Raw genomic sequence first — 15875 nt, 5'->3', positions numbered from 1 at the left:
CCCGCGCCCCTCCGGGGACGTTTCTCGGAGGGGCGCACCCCAGGTCTTTAGCGGGACATGGCTCTGGATCGTGCGACAGTCGGCTCGACTGTCAGTGCAAGATCAAATGCTGGGCGACGTTGCGGCTGGCCTGGTAGTGACGGAAGGGCACTGGCCTGAGCCGGAGGTCAGCAAGCGCATGTCACCTTTCAGCCGCGGTCAACTTGATTCGCGGGAGCGCCCGACCACAGGAGCCCTCCAACCCGCTTTGCGATGTCTCGGCGAATCTGCGCGGTGATGTGTTGGTAGCGGCTGGCCATGGAGGGGTTGGACCAGCCCATGATGCCCATCACGGCACGGTCGGGTACACCGAGTAGTAGGAGCACAGTGGCGGCGGTGTGCCGGGCGTCGTGCAACCGGCCGTCCCGCAGCCCTGCAAGCCTGAGGAGCCGCTTCCACTCGTCATAGTCGGTACGCGGGTTGAGTGGCTTGCCGGTTGGCGTGGTGAAGAGCCACCCGCCAGCCTGCCACAATTGCGAAGCCCGCTCCCGCTCCCGGTCCTGCTCCTCGCGGTGCTGCCTGAGCAGAGCTACCAACTCGTCAGGCAGACCGATACTCCGCCGCCCGGCTCGTGACTTCGTATCGGCCGTCTCCGCCCGCAGCGGGATGCGTCGCGGGCAGTGCCCGCCGAATTTCCGTCCGCATTCGGCGTCGCACCCGTGCTGCCACCTCGGGCGCTGCCGACCACGCCGGACCGTTAGCACTCCTGCCTCCAAGTCGAGATCGGACCACTTCAACCCGAGCGCCTCGCTTTGCCGCAGGCCGAGGGCCAGGGCGATAGCCCATCGGGCGCTGTTCCTCCGCTCGCTGGCGGTGGCCAGGAGCCGTTTGATGTCGCTGACCGAGTACGGCTCGATGTCGTCCTCCGGTAGCCGCGGAGCCTTGGCGAGTGTTGCCGGATTCCGGACCAGGTGACCGCGTCGAACAGCCTCGTTCAGCGCAGTACGGACGGTTCTGTGCGACTGGTGGGCGGTGGCCGGAGCGCTTCCGTTCTTCATCATCTGGCGGTACAGCGTCTCCAGGTGCTCCGGCTCTAGGCGATCGATCCGGTGTCCGCCCACGCCGGGGATCAGGTGCTTCCGAACCGCGACCCGGTAACCGGCGAGCGTGTTCTCCCGTACGGACGGTGCGGCGATGTTCTCCACCCAGTGCGTCAGCCACTTCTCCACCGTCCAGCGCTGGCCGGTCTTGCGTAGGGTGCCGCTGTCACGCTCGCGCTCCAGGGCTCGTACCTTCCGGATGACCTCGGCCTCCGTCATGGCCTGGACGTGGCGCCGGTCGGCTCGGCCGTTGTTCTTCACGCCGACGGTGACTCGTCCGTGCCAGTAGCCGTCGCCACCCTTGTAGATACTGGATGCGCCGTCGGGCTTGCGTCCCAAAGTTGTCGTCTCCTCAGGCTGCTGGGTTGAGGGGCTGGTCGGCGCCCAAGAGGTTGGTGACGTACTCGCCCAGGCACCCGACGGGCACGCGCCGCAGGCGGCCGATGGTGACCGAACGGACCTCTCCGCTCATGACGAGGGCGTACATGGTGGTGCGGCCGATTCCGAGTCGGTGTGCGGCTTCCTCGATCGTCAGGACTACTCGGCTGTCTGTGCTGTTCACGCGTTCTCCCCAGGTCTTGCCGCTGTCGTGGGTCGGGTGGCGCGGGTTCTGCGCGGCCGGTGACCATCGGCTGGTCATGCCGCGGGCAACGGGTGGGCCGCTAAGGGCGGCGCTCGCTGGGTGGCGCCGGGCAGATCGGGCACCGATAGCGGACGAGCACGCCGGGTCGCCCCCGAGCCGGAGAGGCTGCTGACAGAACTGCCAGAACCGACGGAACCTCGGTCGTCGGCGGGTTGTGTCAGTTCTGTCAGTTTTGGCGCGGCCATCACGCGCTCCGCCGGGCGTCGACGTCGGCCAGGGCGTGGACGGTGGCGGCAGGCCGATGAAGGTCGGGATGCACCAGGTACGAGGGCGACGGCGGGCGCCCACCCGAACGGGAACGGGCTGGCGGGTCGAGCTGGCGGACGTAGCCGTGCATCTCCAGGACGGACAGGACCGGGTCCAGGTCGGCGACCGTGGGGAGTTGGCTGCTGCGGACCGCCCGGAACAGCTCCCGCTTGGTGAAGGCTCCGGTGGCGGTGCGTTCGAGCCAGGCCAGGACGTGGCGGGCGTGTCGGCTGGTCCGGTCGGCGCCCATGTCGTCGAAGGCGGCCAGGGCGTGGGCGGCGAAGTATTCGCCGAGCAGGGCGGCTTGTTCGATCGTGTCTCCGGCGATCGGTTTGCCCCAGCCGTCGCGGAGGTGTTCGGCGAGGTGGATCAGTCCGGCGAGCCGTACGACGGCTCCGGTGTACTTGCTGCCCCAGTCCACGATGTGTGCCCACGCGCCGCCGGGGCCGAGTCGGGGTTCCACGGCCCGTTCGATGTCCAACACCCGTTCGTTGGCCTCAGGCGTGAGCGGCAGTACGGCTGGGTCGGTCCACTCGGCGAGGGTCACGACCAGCGTGGTCAGGTTGGCGGTGTAGCTGGCGGCCAGCTCGTCGGGTACCGGGTCGGCGCCGATCTTCCGTCGTCCGACGGTGTTCTCTGGCAGGGAGAACAGGATGCGGGCGAGCAGGCCCTTGCCACGGAATCCGGGCATGTCGGCGATGTCGCGCAGCACGTCGGGTTGCACGGCCAGGCCGAGCGTCAGCGCGGGGTGTTCGACGTGCTCGGGGTCGCGGCTACGCCGGTTGACCCGCAGCATGTCTCCGGCGTGGCCCTTGAGAAAAACTTCCAGGTTGGGGGTGCCGGAGTAGCGGCCGGCGATGGTGGCGAAGATGCCGCCTTCCGGCGAGAGCACGGCCAGGCGCCCGCCCTGCTCGGCGAGCAGGGAAGCGGCCTCCTCGCTGGTGACATCGTCGGCGACGAGCTGCGGCAACACGGGCACGGTGATGGCGTCGGCCTGCATGGCGGCGGCGGTTGCCTCGGCGAGCAGGGTGTCTCGGCCTGATGCGTCGGCGTTGGCTGCGGCGTTCGCTGCCTTCTCCGCTGCCTTGCCGGCGACCCTGGCGGCCAGGTCGGCTTCCACGATCGCCGGGCGAGTGCGTTCCACCAACGCCTTCTCGGCGGCCAGCAGCGGCCCGATCATCGCGGCGAACACGGCCGACTTCCGCGAACCGGGCGGCAGTACGACGACGGTGAACAGGTTCGCGGGTTCCCGCCATGAGCCGCGTACCTCGATCTCGGCGCGGCCTCCGGCGGCGGTGGACAGCGCGGCCAGAGCGATGCAGCCGGGCAGGTCGATCGGGGTTTGGGTGAACTCGGCGACGGCGTAGATGGTGTCGGCGACCCATTCGGGCAGCACGTACGCGGGGAACTCTGGCAGGTGTCGGCGGTCGCCGAGCGGGATCGGTGGTGCCCACCCGGCGGTGTCGGCTTGGTCGAGTAGCGCGCGGCCGGTGGCGACCAGGTCGGCGACATCCGCGCCGCCGTTGGCCATCTGGGTGAGGTGTTCGCCGAGGTTGACGACCTGGCGGCGGCGGGCGTGGTCGGCGACGATGCGGGCGTAGTGTCCGGCGTTCGCGGCGGTGGGTACGGCCTGCATCAGGGTGTGCAGGTACGGCGCTCCACCGACCTTGGCCAGTTCGCCAATCTCGGCGAGGTACGCGGCCAGGGCGATCGGGTCAGTGGGCGACCCGTTCGCGTGGAGTCCACACAGTGCTTCCCACAGCAGTGTGTGTGCGGGTCGGTAGAAGTCGGCCGGGGTGAGCAGCCCGGCCAGCTCGGCGATGACGGGCGGGGCGATCAGGACAGCGCCGATGACCGCCTGCTCTGCGGCCAGGTCGTGCGCTGGTGCTCGGGTCACGATGACAACTCCTCTCGGGGTGGCGGGTGGTCAGGCGGCGCGGCGGGATCGGCCGAGGGCTGCGGTCCGGGTGACCAGGTGCCGCAGGTCGGCGAGCAGGCAGGCGAGTTGCCGGCGGGCGGTCGGTTCGGTGACGGCCAGGGCGACGCGTACGCGAATCTCGGCGTGCTGCCGTCCATCGTCTGCCTGGACACGGGTGAGGACGGCGCGGCCGTAGCCGGGCAGGTCGACCAGGACCGAATCGGAACGGTGTTCCCCGATACCGCACTGGTGGCCACGAGCGCACCAGTCGGTGTGACCAAGGCGGCGGTTCATCGGGTGCCGTTCCGGTACTCGCGGCGGATCTCGTTCACGAGGTGCTGACCGAGCCGGATGCGCCGCCCGATGCCGTCGCAGCGATGGCAGTCACGGGTGATCCGGGTGAGCGGGGTACGGCGTTTGCCGGTGCCTGAGCAGCGCCGGCACCGACCAAACGGCGAGGCGGCGCAGAGAGCGGCGTAACCGAGGGTGAGGAGGGCAGGAACGAGGCAGAGCAGGCTAGCGATCACGGCGGACGGGTCCACGAATGCCTCCAGGGCCAGTTTCAGGGCGTACGGAGCCACGGCCGCTAGATCGCTAGCGTCCTGGCAGGGATGGAGATGGAGGGCTAGCGGTGCCGCTAGGTCTAGCGGGTGGTGGCGCTAGACCTAGCGGCCCGCTTGGGGCTATCCGGCCTTCCGATGCCGATTACGTTCGGTCACAGCGGCGGCGATGTCGTCGCGGTGGATGCCCTTGCGGTTGGCGCCCTTGCCGGTGGTTGGGTCGGTCCCCCACACCTGTCGGCCGACGGTGATTCGGTGCGGCTTGAGTGCGGCGGCCAGTTGCGCCGGTTCCCATGCGCCGTAGGTGTCGGGGCGCAGCTCGGCCAGTCGGGCGACCACGGTCTCTGACCACACCTTGGCCTCGGCGGCCGGTACGACGGTCAGAATGTCGTCAAGCAGGGTGTCCCCCGCCGTGGTGGTCGTCTCCGGTGCCTGGCCGATGGCGTGACCGGTCAAGGTGCCGGCCCGCTCCCGTAGCTCTCTCGCCCTCGTGACGACGGTTTCGACGTCCTTGGCGGCGGCCAGGTTGGTCCGGACCGTGACCGCTTCTTCCACCGAGCCGGAGTCGTCCGCGCCGAGCAGGATGCCCACGCCCTTGTGAGCGCGCTGGAACCGGGACGAGTCATAGCCGGCGGTGTAGGAACCGGCGCCCAACACGGCCTCGCTGGACTGCCAGGTCATGGTCTTGAGCGCGAAGCGGGTGCCGATGTTGTCGCGCAGGTCGGTCGGTACCGCCTTGCCGTCCGGTTTCTGGGTGGCGAGCAGGATCATGATCCCGACCGACGGGCCGACCTTGCACAGCTCGGTCAGCAGGGACACGATCTCCTCCCCGTGCACCGGGTGACCGGAGTACCGCTGGAACTCGTCAATCGCGACGAGGACCGGCCAGAGCTTGAGCGAACGCCGCTCCGAGATTCCTCGGGTGACCTTCGACTCGGGGCAGATGTCCGACGGCAGGGTGGCGATGGTGTCGTAACGGCGGTTCATGTCCGCCACCAGCGCCCGCAGGTCTTCGACCAGGGACAGGACAACTTCGTCCCGTACGCCGAACCCGACTCGGTGGGCAACCCGTTCAAACGCCCGCCAGTCCTGACCGCCCTTGCCGTCGTACACGTGCAGCTCCACGATCGGATCCAGGGCAGCAGCCAGCACAGGCAGACGGGCGGCGAACGTCTTGCCCATGCGCGGGATCGCCCCGACCAGCAGGGACGTGAACATCAGCAGGAGCGGGATGTTGCGGCCACGCTGGTCCTGGCCGAACGGGATCGGGGAGAAGATGTCCACGGTTCCCTTGGCGATCAGCGGCCACAACCCGGAGCCCTTGGCGTACGGGTCTTCGTCGGCGACCCACAGGGACAGCCGGCGGGCGGAACCGGCGGTGCCGCGTACTCGCTCCGGCCACACCTGTACCTCGTCCAGGTCCAGGCCGGCGGCCAACTGGTCGCGCTTCTTGATGGCCTTGTCGGCGTTGGTCCAGAACGGCAGGTCAACGATCGCCCGCCAGCCCGGACCGTCACGCATGATCGGTGCGGGGAACGTAATCAGATCATCGGGCTTACACAGCCCGGCGGCCAGGAACGCCCTCGTCACCACGTCGGCCGACAGCTTCCGCGCCCGTGGAGTCACCGCGGCCACGTCCAACAACGGCTTGTCTTTCGGCGTACCGGCCAGGCCGAGCAGGGCTACCGCACCGGCGAGCATCAGCCAACGTTGCCACGAACCGGCCAGCACCATCAGCACCGCTGTCGTGGGTGCGCCGATCAGCAGCGCGATGGACAGGACGATTCCTCGCCAGCGCACCCGAGCATCCCGCTGCCGGGACAGCTTGAGGTACAGCTCGGCGTTCTCCTGCCGTACGGCGGCCATCCGGACCGGCCCGCCCTCGGCGTCGCACACCCAACGCGTGGTGGCGCCGATCAGCCGGGCCGCGCCGAACGGCGCCCGCCAGGTCAATCGGCCGGCGTACTTCGGGGTGCGAGTCAGGTGGTACAGGCTCACGTGGGAGTAGTGCGACAACGCCCACCTCCCAGCATTGGTCAGCTCGGCGCGCGACCGCAACCACGGAGGAACGATCGGCCTACGGGTCGAGCCCTTGCCGGCCACGCTGGCTGCGAATGGTGAGGGTGTGGCCAGGTCCGGCGGGTCGACCGGTACCGGCTCGTCGGTGTCCTGCTGGTCGGCCTCGTCGTCCAGGTCGACGGCGAAGGACTTCGCGGGATCGGTGGGCTTGCGACGCCGGGCGGCCAGGTCGACCACGTCCGCGCCGTCGGACATCTCCGCCTCGGCCGCGGACCAGTCGAACCGCTCGTCAGGGTTGCTCGTCATGGTGAGTTACCTCCTACTCAGAGCGAGATGACAAGGACGGGCAGGGACAGAAAAGCGACAGGCCGGGGCCGGTCCGGCAGGACGGTTGGGGGTGCGAGCATGGGGGTCCTTCCGAGGTCTTCGGACAGCGGAGATGGGCCGGCGGCGCGGCGCGGTTTCCAGGCCAGAGGCCGCGCCGCCGGGCAAAGTCAGGACTCGTCGGTATGCAGCAGATGCGCCAAAGCGGCACCCATCCCGAGCACGACCACGGGCAGGCAGGCCACGAGGGTGGTGATTTGCCACGGGGCTGAGGTGATGCCGGCGGACTCCATCAGGTGGTAGGCCACCTGTCCGGCCGCGCCCAGCAGAAGCGACCCGATCGCCGACCAGGCGGCGAACCGGCGTGCCCTCCGGGGTACGCCGTCACCGGACAGCCACGCCCGCAACGCGTACGCGGCGTACGCCTCCACCCCGATCGGCAAGGTGATCGCGGTATTGAGACTCAGGCTGTCCCAGATCCCCGGGAGCGGGTGCACCACACCGAACCCAGTGAGCCCACCGAGCCCAACCCACCCGGACCAGATCGCCACGAACGCGGGCGCAGCCAGTAGGAGCAACACCCACGACCGCATCGGCTTCCGGACTGCCGGAACAGCTTCCGTGGTGACCTTGGAAACCGGGTGTCCGTCTACCCCGACCGGCGCCAATGGTTCCGGCAGCTCTACGGGTACAGCAGGCTCCTGCTTGGAGTTGGACCCGGCCGCAGCGTCCACCGGCACCGGGTCTGCCGGTGGGACCGGCGGTACGTCCACCGGAACCGGAGCGGCCGGCGCGACGGGCGAGGCGTCAATGATGGTCAGCACTTCCCGCAGCGCGGTCGCCTTGGGCGAGCCCACCCGTAGCTCCCGCATCAACCGGTTCCGGGAGGGAACCTCGCCGAGCTTGTCTGCGAGCGCACGAGCGGCGGGAATCAGTTCCTCCACCGGCTTGGGGTACGCACTCGTCGTAGTCGCAGTCATCAGGCCACCGCCTTCCAGACGCGCGGCTGCTCACTCAGCGAGTCCGTGAGCACGGCGGCTACTCGCATGACTCGCTGTTCGGCCCGCCGGATCCTGCGCCGGTCGAGCGGCGACGGCCCGCCCTCGGAGTTCAGGGCCACGATCTCCGCATCCAGTAGTGCCAACTCGGCCTCGATCAGCGGCCACTCGTGCTCGATTACGGCCAGGTCAGCAGGGCTCGGCTCCAGGTCTGGCCCATGGACAGACGTATCCACCCGACACTCCCTCAACTTTGGGTGGCCCACTTGGGCCGCCCACTTGGTAGGTACCAAGAACCTCCCATGATGATCGAGAGCCTGTCAAGGCTTGGTCCGTACCAAGCGCTAGAATGAGTTGCTGACCAGTGCGAACCGTTGCCCCCATGTCAGGAGCGCAGATGCCCGAGAGCCCAGGCGGTACCGCCGGACGCGGCGAGGAGCCCCGTCACGTGACCCTGGCAACCACGATTCGAGAGGCAATCGCTCGTGGCGACTACACGCCAGGCGAACGTTTGCCGGCCGAGCGGGAACTTGCCGATCGGTTCAACGCCTCCCGGACGACGGTCCGGCTCGCGCTGTCCGCGCTCAAGTCACAGGGACTCGTCGGCTCCGGCCAGGGCCAGGGCACCTACGTACGCAAGGCACGGCCGATCCGGGTCCTGGCCATGGACCAGGACCGGGCAGCGCGTCGAGCCGAGCACCACGCGGCTACGTTCAACTCCGAGGCGGCCCGACAGGGTCGAGTCGGCCGACAGGACATCCGCGAAGTGGGCCAGGTGCCGGCCACGGCGGAAACGGCCCGGTGGCTGGCGGTGCCCGAGGGAACAGACCTACTCGTACGGCGTCGGATCATGCTGATCGATGAGGAGCCGTACCAGCTCGGCGACAGTTACTACCTCGCCGACCTGGTCAAAGACACAGCTATCGCGGTTTCTGAGCCGGTGGAAGAGGGTGTGCTGTCGGTGCTTGAGCGCGCACACGGGAAGCCGATCGCGTACTACATCGACGAGCTGAGCTTTCGCATGCCGACGCCGGAGGAAGCCGAGCTGCTGAAGCTCGATCCAGGCGTATCCGTGGTTCGCGCGGTACGGGTCGCGTACGACGGTGACCAACAGCCGCTCGAAGCGTTCGACCAGCTCCTAGCGGGGGACAAGCACGTGCTCGTGTACGAGGTGTCCGGCGAGTGAGACCAGCACCGATGCAGCCAGAACCAGTCCGCCTGACCGGCAATCAAATCGAGCTGGTGCCGCTGACCGAAGCACACCTGCCCGACCTGACCAAAATGGCTCGCCACGATGAGATCTGGACCTACCTGGACGAGGCAACGCCACAGACGGAACCCGAGGTAGCCGCACTCATCGCGGAAGCCCTCCAAGAGCAGGACCAGGGCGTACGCCTGCCGTTCGCCATCATCGATCGCGACAACGGCCAGGCGATCGGCACCATGAGCTACATCGACATCCAGCGGGCACACCGTGGGATCGAACTCGGTTGGGCGTGGATCTCACCCGACTACTGGCAGCGAGGGATCGCGCGGGAGGCGGCGTACCTGCTCATGCGGCACGCCTTCGAAACGCTCGGCGCCATCCGGGTCGCCTTCAAGACCGACGCCCGCAACGTCCGCTCACAACGGACCATCGAAGGTCTAGGCGCCACGCAGGAAGGTACGTTCCGCAACCACCGAATGCTGCGTGACGGCTACCGGCGTAGCTCGATCTACTACAGCGTCATTGATGACGAGTGGCCAGCGGCACGAGCTGTACTTGAGGCGAAACTCCGCCGACGAACGGCGTGAAGGAGACACGGACGTGCCTCTGAGGCTATGCCTCAGGGGCACGCTTTATCTGTGCATGCTCGGTGTCGCGTAAATCGAACATCTCAGTCAACAGGCGGAAGCCATCACGGCTTGCGCGCTGCGCCTCGGGTCGATTGCCACGAGCCGAAGCTGTGGCAGCCCTTGCCGTTGCCTCGCCGTAGTCCAGAACCAGGTTCATCAACGGATCATCGAGCTGTATGAGGAAGCTCGTCGCCTCCTCTTCCGGCTCAGGCATCTTGCCGTCCCTTCCGCTTCCTGCTCCTACCCTCCGATGACACAGAGCCTGAGCCCGCGGTCGCCGAGGAGGCGAAGCCCTGGGCGTAGCTACCGGACCGCCCCACGTACAAGGTGGCCGGGCCAGTGCAGTCGATCGGAGGTGAGACCACATCCCGCCGGGGCGACCACCACGCCCGGCTCCGCTTCCACAGCCTCACCTGCTGCCCCTTGGTGGCCGGCGGTCCAGGACGAGGCGGCCACCAAGGATCAGGTGATACCGCGCATAGAACCGAGTCAGACATGGGTACGGGTCGCCACATCGACAGCGGTGCGGATAGAAGTCATGTGGAACATGTTGCTGCATTGCCTCGTGGGCTCGCTTGTCTCGCAGCGGCCCGGGGTCAGCCTCTAGAACCCAGTTCACCATGAAACCCTCGCCGTCGTTGACTGGACAGGCAGAAGACGGCTGGAATACGCGTTCAGCCGTCTAAAGGGGAGACGGTTGAGAGTGGGAGGTAGAGCGGCAACCGTCGCACCTTCCATAAACGCTAGATTCGGCGGTAGCTGAGCCTCAACACGTGTGCTTGGGTTTGCGACGCTCAATCATCGAGCGCGTTGACCGCCGACGTAATCAGGGTGCGTGCTGCCGAGCCGTAGACCGCAAGCTTGGCGAGCCTCGTGAAAGCATCGGCATATACCGCAATCTCGCGTGGCTGGGTGACGGTGAGATGGCCGGAGGTCAGCTCGGCCGACACCTGTTCCTCGTCAAACATCCAGAAGCCCTCGACCGGCCACATGGTCGACCTATCGGCACCGAGCGGGATGATGCCGAGGGAGACCGAGGGCAGCGCGGTGCAGGCGAGCAAGTGCCCGAGCTGCCCGACCATGGTTGCTGGTCCGCCTATGGGGAACCGGAGTACGGCTTCCTCAAGGACGATGGCGAACCGGTGATCTCCCTCGCGTACAACCCGTTGCTTGTCCATCCGCACCTGCACGGCGGCGTCCAGGTCGTCCGGGATGCCACGCCGGTCCATCAGCCCCAACATCAGTGCCCGGATGTACTCGCGGGTCTGTACTGGGCCGGGGATCAGCCGGGGGTTGTAGATGCGGAAGCGTTTGGTGCGCTCCCAGAGCGGCACCACGGATTCCTGTGCGAGCCGTAGCCCGGTGCTCTCCATGCGGCGCCACTCCACGAACATGCCCTCAGCGGCCCTGAGCGAGGCGATGAGGTCAACCGCCTGGTCCAGCGTCCCACAGTGCCGGCACCACGCGCGGATGTCGTCCGGGGTGGGGGTCTGCTTGGCGTACTCGATCTTGCTGACCTTGGATGAGTGCCAGCCAGTCAGCCGGCCCAGGTCGCGCCCGGTCAGGCCGGCATCAATACGGATCTCACGCAGGCGTACGCCGAGCGCTTCGAGCGCCTGCTGGGCACTGGACGAGGGCGAGGGCACAGGACAAGTCTGCGACGGTAGCGGCGGTCAGACCGGTTGGTACTCGTCGTGCGGGGTAGCCCGCTCCCACACCGCCTCGAACGCCGACGCACACAGCTTCACCACGGCCGGCTCTTGGACCAACTCAGCGCCAACCTTGTCCCCCTCGCCACTGAAGTGGTGCACCAGGACCAACGCACCATCGAACAGCCAAAAGTCGTTGCCTGGCAGAGCTAAGTCGGTGGTAGATCGCCGAGGCAGCCACCGCACCTGCTCTCCGACAGCCACGTTCCGGAACGTCACGTCGTACTCAAATCGGATGTATTCGCTAACCGGCTCGGACACGACTCGCGCGCGTCGTACCGACACGCCCCGGCGAGTGGTCTGGGCGACCAGATCCAGCCATGGATGCCACCACGATGCCCGGTCAGCCTGCTTGTAGCGATGCCCGCCTTGCCAAGCGGTGTACATAGGATCGTTGCGCATGTAGCCATCGCGCATCTCCAGATGCAGCGCGGACCGTCCGCATGAGTGCATCAGTTCCTCAAGCGTGGGCGCCTGATTCACCCTGCACCTCCGGGAAGAAGCGCATCATCCGCTTAGGGAATTCGATAACCGTCTCGTGGTCCGGGATGGTCATCTGTGCAAGTCGTTCCGAATCTGTAACCCTCCAGCCTTGGAACAGGTAGGTGTCCCGGTCTTCATCGTAATACAAAGTGGGTGAATCACCGTTGGGGCTCTCCGGGTCTTTGCCTAACATGCGCAGCACTCTTCGCTCCTTATGTGAGTACCAAGTCTCAAGCAAGGCTCGCATGTTTACGCCGAAACCATCAAGTGGTGTGCGTGAGTTTTCTTCCACAACTTGACATGCCCACAATGCCCGATTCGGCGCCATGTGGTCCCGCTCGTTGCCCCGCTGAATTTCGTCGCGGAACGAGCGACTCGCCAACGAAGTGTATTGTAATCAGATGCGCAAGCCGATATCATTCATTCATGGTCCTTACGGCTAGCCGATTTGTGACAGAATCCGCAATGTATGAGTCCGTTGCAAGCCATGCGAGGGCACTGGCCTGTCATTCAGGCGAAGCTCAATCATTTTTCCAGGTTGCTGCCAGTGCAGGCATTCCTGATCTGGTCTTGGCAGTCTTCGATCAGGTTGTGGTTGAATCTAGGGTTGCGCGGTCCTTGGTGCCTATCGTTGATTCTGCTGATGTCGCGGCCATGTTTTACTTGGCCTCCTTAAAGGCTGAACGCCCCGTAGCAACAACTGCTCAAGTTGCAATCCATACCGGTATGTCCACGGGATACTTATCCTCTACGGTGCTCCCTCGCTTACGGGACGGTGGACACGTGTTTCGGCTCTCGAAGGGATATTGGGGTGCGACTCACGGATTTCAGTCGACAATATCGCACCTGGTGACCATCGAGGCGAAGTTGAATGCGTGGAAGCGTGCGCTTTCGCAAGCGAGTAGGCACGCCGTAGGTGCAGATTTGGCGTGGGTGGTATTAGACGATCACGCGATTAGGCCAGCCCTTCGAAATTTGCAGTGGTTTGACGGGATGGATGTAGGGGTTGCAGGTCTCAGCGCATCTGGCGACTTGGCGATTTACAAGCTTCCGCCCAGTCGGCAATCCTGGCCGCTTCAGCGGCTAATCTTGGCGGAACGGGTGTTTCAGCTATACGTTGATGGCGAGCATACCTGGCAGTGGTCCTCGCTGTTTGGTAGCGAGTCGTCTTTGTCTTAGAGTAGTTCTGACCAGTAAGAGAGATGTTTCGGATCGTTACGGCCAAGAAGTTTCTGGGCTTGACTCTCGCGAAATGATTGGGCGCGTCTGATAATTCTCCTGACCGCCGCCCGCCGACCGCCTGTCGAGATGGATCCACGGATAGAGGCGGTCAATACGCCGTGATTGTAAAGGGTATGCCAGCCGCTGGTAGCCTTGTTGAAAACACCCGAAGCATGGATTGCCTCGCACCAACGACATTCGCATATGACGTACTTGTCCTGATCCCTCAGGTTGAGGTGGACTGTATGTTCAACCGGATGAAGCAATGCTCTCTCAAAGATCCTTTGGACATCCGGTATTCCTTTCTGTCGCGCAAAAGCCCTGTGCTGCAGAAATGTCTGCTGCGACATCGAAGTCCCGGACCCAAATCCTCGCGCTCCATGGGCAAGGAAGTACCATCCTGTCAGGCCGGTCTGTGGCAGTAGCAGCACCCGGCCCTCTTCTTCGGCGAGGTTTGCCAGGTCCTTATAGAACTTTAGTGCGGAGGGATCCTTTAGGATAGCGCCGTCTTCGTTGCTGCGCCATTGGCCCCGAACGTGCCAAACGTCGAATTGGTCCCGCTCTAGCAGTTCCGCGAGGAGTAGTTCGCCGTGGCTTGCATTGGTCAAGAATTCAAGCGGAAGCGTGATATTCAAAGCCATGCGTTCGTCTGGGGCAAGAAGAGAATGTACGTGATCACCCTCCCTGATCAACGTCTGGATACTCTGGAGTGCGCGAGAAGGATCGAGGGCCCGACCGGAGGTGAGAATGAGATTTGCTCCTGCTGACCGTTGTGCACCTACAATATCGTCAATGAACCCTTCGGTTTCTGCGCGTTCCAGGTAGGGGGCGAAGGTTTTACGTCTATTGGCTCGTCGAGCGGCAGTAATTCCGGTTGATTCGTGGGTGTAGCTCGCCGGATCGGGGTTTTCGAGTTGCAATACGTTGTAGTCGAACCAGAATCCTTCTGGGTCTGCGATGCGAAGTGCAGCGACAGGGCAGTCAAAAACGTCCGCGATCTTTTTGGTCGTGTGGCGTGGGATCCCGACGGATACTCCTATGCCAAGAGACGCGCCATTGGTGGCGTGGAGTCGGGTAAGCAGTTCCCGGCCTTGTGCGAATGCTGGTTGGCCTGCATGGTAAAGGAAGATCGGATTTCCGCTATCTAAGACCTCATCCCTAGCTGGTATCGGTGGGACATTTCCTGCTCTCGTTATCGATCCGGGAGGCTGATTTCTTACAACCGTTCCAGACTTCGATCCTCGTAAAACCATCCATGCGTGCTCATGTGCCAAGGCCATCACCTCCTCGGGTGGATGTAACTCGCTCTCATCTGTTCGTTCTGCTCGGAGTTCCTCTAGCATGTCCTCCATCTCATCCACGTAGAACTCGTCGTCATCGCTATCCCAGGGTGACCGTTCTTCTTCGTGCTGGTGAGCCATTCCTTATCCCTTCGGCTTACTCGATGCCAAGAATGCGAAGATTGCTTCTGGTGCTACCCCGACGATGTGTGGGGATCGATGTGATCCGTTCAATAACCCGGCGCAGGGGTTCTGGATAGCCGTCAGGCAAGGGCTCGATGCCATCTTCTAGGCGTTTGAGCATATCTGAAAGATCGTAGTATTCCGACGGCTCGTACAGCGGGTGGCGTCTAGTGAGCAGTTGGTGAATCATGACGCCTACGGCAAATAAGTCACTGGCTTTATGTGCTGGTTGGCCGCGCAGTTGTTCCGGGGACATGTACGCTGGTGTACCGAGAAGCCCCGGATATACCGTGACGGTGCTCGCGTCGACTTGCTTTGACAGGCCGAGGTCGAGGATGACAGGGTGGAGCCAACTCCGGTCACGTAAGGCGATATTTGCCGGCTTCAAGTCGCGATGGATTGACCCGCTTTCGTGAAGGGCCTGGAGTCCTAGAAGTAAATTGATTAGCAGGCTTGTCGTCTCCGAAACGGTTGGCCAGTCATCGGCGGCAATTCGATTTGATATGTCGCCACCCCTGACGAACTCAAATTCCAGGGCCAGGTAGTCGGTTCCGCTAATCGACAATTGCTTCAGGTTGTACAGCTTCACGACATGTGGGCTGTCAACCCTCTGAAGAGCTTCCACTTCGCGTGCAACTCGTCGTGGATCGGTCGGTGCACCGCAAAGGATCTTGACGGCGCGATCGCCGGACCTCCAGGTGTCGCCGTACGTCCCGACGCCTAGAAGTTCAGCATCGGGTTCGAGGTAGGGAGCAACCATCTGTTGTGCGAGCCGTGGTTCAGGCAACGACATACGCATGACGGTATATCTTGCACAGGCGTCCACCTATCGATCGACCGCTTGCTGTCGTTGCTGCCCGGCGGAGACAGGGGAGGCCGTTGGGATGATCTCAGGCGGTCAATATGCGTTAAGTCGGCATCCCGACTGCCGCATCTAGCTAAGCATGATATTTACGTCACATCATTCGCCAGGACATCCGGATACATGCCGATGCAGGTGGATTGATGGCCAATTGCCCATCTCAGATCCGGGCAGCGGCGCGACGCTTCGGAGCGGCGACCTCGTCTCAAACGTCGTCTCATTCGCGGGCGTGTGAAGACGGCCGGTGGCGTTCACCGGCCATGCATTGCCCGAGGTCGCGGACAGCGCCGATCATCGTTGAACGGTGGCCGGCAGACCTCGAAAGCGTGTGAGGGGGTAACCCCTCCGCGGGTTCAAATCCCGCCGCCACCGCCAGCAAGCAGGCAGAACGCCCGGCAAGTCCGCAAGGACGAACCGGGCGTTTCGCCGTTCCAAGATCGGAAGTTCATTGGCTGCCGAATCATGAACGCGCAGGGCTTTTGCTTCTGGCTCCGTTTCGCTAAACCGCCACCCG

The 15875-nt window shown here is 64.6% G+C and carries 16 protein-coding genes; 2 read left to right on the top strand and 14 right to left on the bottom strand.

Annotated features, from left to right (window positions below; translation table 11 throughout):
- Positions 1 to 188 precede the first annotated feature (188 nt).
- The 8 genes from OIE47_RS12625 to OIE47_RS12590 form a co-directional block, all read right to left on the bottom strand.
- Positions 189 to 1418, bottom strand: coding sequence for a tyrosine-type recombinase/integrase (locus OIE47_RS12625; protein WP_326561684.1), 1230 nt, complete (start codon positions 1416 to 1418; stop codon positions 189 to 191).
- Between the two features lie 13 nt (positions 1419 to 1431).
- A complete protein-coding gene (locus tag OIE47_RS12620) occupies positions 1432 to 1641 on the bottom strand; it encodes a helix-turn-helix domain-containing protein (protein ID WP_326561683.1) in 210 nt (69 codons plus the stop codon).
- A 265-nt stretch (positions 1642 to 1906) separates the two neighbouring features.
- Positions 1907 to 3865 carry a DUF3987 domain-containing protein gene (locus OIE47_RS12615; protein ID WP_326561682.1) on the bottom strand — a complete coding sequence of 653 codons (1959 nt, stop codon included), beginning with the start codon at positions 3863 to 3865 and terminating at the stop codon, positions 1907 to 1909.
- 30 nt (positions 3866 to 3895) lie between these two features.
- Complete coding sequence (locus OIE47_RS12610) at positions 3896 to 4180, bottom strand: hypothetical protein (RefSeq protein WP_326561681.1); 285 nt, start codon at positions 4178 to 4180, stop codon at positions 3896 to 3898.
- Positions 4177 to 4467 carry a hypothetical protein gene (locus tag OIE47_RS12605; RefSeq protein ID WP_326561680.1) on the bottom strand — a complete coding sequence of 97 codons (291 nt, stop codon included), beginning with the start codon at positions 4465 to 4467 and terminating at the stop codon, positions 4177 to 4179. Before OIE47_RS12605 ends, OIE47_RS12610 begins: the two co-directional genes overlap by 4 nt.
- 102 nt (positions 4468 to 4569) lie before the next feature.
- Positions 4570 to 6771, bottom strand: a complete 2202-nt coding sequence (locus OIE47_RS12600) for a cell division protein FtsK (RefSeq protein WP_326561679.1) — start codon at positions 6769 to 6771, stop codon at positions 4570 to 4572.
- 188 nt (positions 6772 to 6959) lie between these two features.
- Positions 6960 to 7769: an ABC transporter permease gene (locus OIE47_RS12595; RefSeq protein WP_326561678.1), complete on the bottom strand. Its 810-nt coding sequence runs from the start codon at positions 7767 to 7769 to the stop codon at positions 6960 to 6962.
- Positions 7769 to 8023: a DUF6284 family protein gene (locus OIE47_RS12590; RefSeq protein WP_326561677.1), complete on the bottom strand. Its 255-nt coding sequence runs from the start codon at positions 8021 to 8023 to the stop codon at positions 7769 to 7771. Before OIE47_RS12590 ends, OIE47_RS12595 begins: the two co-directional genes overlap by 1 nt.
- A gap of 161 nt (positions 8024 to 8184) precedes the next feature.
- Here OIE47_RS12590 and OIE47_RS12585 point away from each other — a divergent pair, with 161 nt between their 5' ends.
- On the top strand, positions 8185 to 8973 hold the full coding sequence (locus OIE47_RS12585) for a GntR family transcriptional regulator (RefSeq protein WP_326561676.1): 789 nt from the start codon (positions 8185 to 8187) through the stop codon (positions 8971 to 8973).
- Positions 8974 to 8984: 11 nt separating this feature from the next.
- Complete coding sequence (locus OIE47_RS12580; RefSeq protein ID WP_326561675.1) at positions 8985 to 9581, top strand: GNAT family N-acetyltransferase; 597 nt, start codon at positions 8985 to 8987, stop codon at positions 9579 to 9581.
- 25 nt (positions 9582 to 9606) lie between these two features.
- Here OIE47_RS12580 and OIE47_RS12575 read toward each other — a convergent pair whose 3' ends face one another.
- The 6 genes from OIE47_RS12575 to OIE47_RS12550 all read right to left on the bottom strand — a co-directional run bounded on the left by OIE47_RS12575 (position 9607) and on the right by OIE47_RS12550 (position 15292).
- Positions 9607 to 9837: a hypothetical protein gene (locus OIE47_RS12575; protein WP_326561674.1), complete on the bottom strand. Its 231-nt coding sequence runs from the start codon at positions 9835 to 9837 to the stop codon at positions 9607 to 9609.
- Positions 9838 to 10417: 580 nt separating this feature from the next.
- Complete coding sequence (locus OIE47_RS12570; protein WP_326561673.1) at positions 10418 to 11269, bottom strand: helix-turn-helix domain-containing protein; 852 nt, start codon at positions 11267 to 11269, stop codon at positions 10418 to 10420.
- A 27-nt stretch (positions 11270 to 11296) separates the two neighbouring features.
- Positions 11297 to 11815 carry a DUF6879 family protein gene (locus OIE47_RS12565; RefSeq protein ID WP_326561672.1) on the bottom strand — a complete coding sequence of 173 codons (519 nt, stop codon included), beginning with the start codon at positions 11813 to 11815 and terminating at the stop codon, positions 11297 to 11299.
- The gene (locus OIE47_RS12560; protein WP_326563076.1) at positions 11793 to 12008 is read right to left on the bottom strand and encodes a hypothetical protein; all 216 of its coding nucleotides are present in this window, start codon (positions 12006 to 12008) and stop codon (positions 11793 to 11795) included. The genes OIE47_RS12565 and OIE47_RS12560 overlap by 23 nt, the downstream gene beginning before the upstream one ends.
- Positions 12009 to 12990: 982 nt before the next feature.
- Positions 12991 to 14457 (bottom strand): hypothetical protein, encoded by a 1467-nt coding sequence (locus OIE47_RS12555; RefSeq protein WP_326561671.1) that lies wholly within the window; start codon positions 14455 to 14457, stop codon positions 12991 to 12993.
- 16 nt (positions 14458 to 14473) lie between these two features.
- Positions 14474 to 15292, bottom strand: coding sequence for a serine/threonine-protein kinase (locus OIE47_RS12550; RefSeq protein ID WP_326561670.1), 819 nt, complete (start codon positions 15290 to 15292; stop codon positions 14474 to 14476).
- Positions 15293 to 15875: the final 583 nt, after the last annotated feature.

This window comes from Micromonospora sp. NBC_01796, assembly GCF_035917455.1.
GTDB lineage: Bacteria > Actinomycetota > Actinomycetes > Mycobacteriales > Micromonosporaceae > Micromonospora_G.
Note: the sequence above shows the minus strand (reverse complement) of the source record. Positions and strands in the feature narration are given on the sequence as shown.

Excerpts from the sequence above, each read along its gene's own strand:
- OIE47_RS12575 (WP_326561674.1), bottom strand. The coding sequence starts at position 9,837 with ATGCCTGAGCCGGAAGAGGAGGCGACGAGCTTCCTCATACAGCTCGAT.
- OIE47_RS12555 (WP_326561671.1), bottom strand. The coding sequence starts at position 14,457 with ATGGCTCACCAGCACGAAGAAGAACGGTCACCCTGGGATAGCGATGAC.
- OIE47_RS12610 (WP_326561681.1), bottom strand. The coding sequence starts at position 4,180 with ATGAACCGCCGCCTTGGTCACACCGACTGGTGCGCTCGTGGCCACCAG.
- OIE47_RS12585 (WP_326561676.1), top strand. The coding sequence starts at position 8,185 with ATGCCCGAGAGCCCAGGCGGTACCGCCGGACGCGGCGAGGAGCCCCGT.
- OIE47_RS12595 (WP_326561678.1), bottom strand. The coding sequence starts at position 7,769 with ATGACTGCGACTACGACGAGTGCGTACCCCAAGCCGGTGGAGGAACTG.
- OIE47_RS12580 (WP_326561675.1), top strand. The coding sequence starts at position 8,985 with ATGCAGCCAGAACCAGTCCGCCTGACCGGCAATCAAATCGAGCTGGTG.
- OIE47_RS12560 (WP_326563076.1), bottom strand. The coding sequence starts at position 12,008 with ATGTTAGGCAAAGACCCGGAGAGCCCCAACGGTGATTCACCCACTTTG.
- OIE47_RS12550 (WP_326561670.1), bottom strand. The coding sequence starts at position 15,292 with ATGTCGTTGCCTGAACCACGGCTCGCACAACAGATGGTTGCTCCCTAC.
- OIE47_RS12600 (WP_326561679.1), bottom strand. The coding sequence starts at position 6,771 with ATGACGAGCAACCCTGACGAGCGGTTCGACTGGTCCGCGGCCGAGGCG.